At 47.7% G+C, this 1,440-nt stretch carries 2 protein-coding genes; one reads left to right on the top strand and one right to left on the bottom strand.

All coding sequences use genetic code 11. The features are described from left to right. Positions 1 to 5 precede the first annotated feature (5 nt). Positions 6 to 1,076, top strand: a complete 1,071-nt coding sequence (gene lptG / locus R8N28_RS24750; RefSeq protein WP_005461103.1) for an LPS export ABC transporter permease LptG — start codon at positions 6 to 8, stop codon at positions 1,074 to 1,076. A gap of 49 nt (positions 1,077 to 1,125) precedes the next feature. Here lptG and R8N28_RS24745 read toward each other — a convergent pair. Then, the coding region (locus tag R8N28_RS24745) for an RDD family protein (RefSeq protein WP_318183609.1) at positions 1,126 to 1,440 on the bottom strand (315 nt) is incomplete at its 5' end.

The following is a 1,440-nucleotide window of genomic DNA, read 5'->3' as shown; positions in this document are numbered from 1 at the left end:
AAGCTGTGTTCAAAATCTTAGACCTTTACATCGGTAGAACCATCATCTCTACCACAGCCTTGGTTCTGGCAACGTTTGTTGGCCTATCGGGTATCATCAAATACGTGGAACAGCTACGAAAAGTGGGGCGTGGTGTGTATGACCTGACGCACGCTTTGTATTTCGTTTTGTTGAGCGTGCCTCGTGACGTTGAAATGTTTTTCCCAATGGCAGCATTGCTGGGTGCACTGATTGGTTTGGGTATGCTGGCGTCAAGCTCTGAGCTTGTGGTCATGCAAGCGGCGGGTTTCTCCAAGCTGGATATCGGTTTGTCCGTGCTAAAAACGGCCGTTCCATTGATGCTTATCGTGATGACTTTAGGCCAATGGGGTGCTCCAGAAGCTCAGAAAATGGCGCGTGATTTGCGATCTTTTGCATTGTCTGGCGGCAGCATCGTTTCGGTTCGTGCTGGGGTTTGGGCTCGTGATGCTAACGACTTCATCTTCATCGGTAAAGTGGAAGATGACAAGTTGTATGCGTTGAACATGTGGCGCTTTGATGATGACAAGAACTTAGAAAAAGTTATCTTCGCTGAAGAAGTGGATTACCAACAAGATAACAATTGGTTGATGCGTGACGTGCAAATCACCAACATGCAAGACGAAAACGTGATTTCCAAACAAGAGATGGATCAAATGGAATGGCACACGTCGTTGGCTCCTGACAAGCTAGCCGTGGTGACAGTAAAACCAGAAGAGCTCTCTCTGAGCGGTTTGTATGATTACGTGACGTATTTGAAAGCATCAGAGCAAGATGCTTCACGTTACGAGCTCGCATTTTGGCGTAAACTGACGCAGCCTTTGTCGATTGCCGTAATGATGTTGATGGCATTGTCTTTCGTCTTTGGTCCGCTGCGAAGCGTAACAATGGGGGCGAGAGTTTTATCTGGCGTTGTGGCTGGTTTCACTTTCTATATCTCCAGCGAGTTCTTCGGGCCATTGACTCTGGTGTATGGCATACCGCCGATATTTGGTGCCTTAGCCCCGAGCTTAGCGTTTTTGGCGATTGCGGTGGCGTTGCTGAGAAGAAAGCTATAATCAAAGAAAAAGGAAGGCGCTATGCCTTCCTTTTTTGTTTCTCTGCGATTTATTTTGCTTTTGGCAAAACCACCACTTCAGTTTTTGCCCAGATATCGTGGAAACCACGTTTTTGCGGGTCAATTGGCACGGTTAAGTTCGCAAGACCAAAGCCTGATGTCGCAAGGCGGATTAATGCTTGAGTCGCCGTAATTGGAGCGCCGTCTTTCGCGTTTCGAATTTGCATTTTCCAAGCGCGCATGCCTAGGGTTTGACCTGCTCGCGTCCAGAAAAAGACGAAGAAGTAAATCCAGACTACCGCCAGATAAAGTGTGAATATCGGACTCAACACCGGGTGTTTCCCTAACATATCTGCGGCATCCAC

Source organism: Vibrio sp. Vb1554 (genome assembly GCF_033344235.1).
This window is presented reverse-complemented; position numbering and strand designations above follow the sequence as displayed.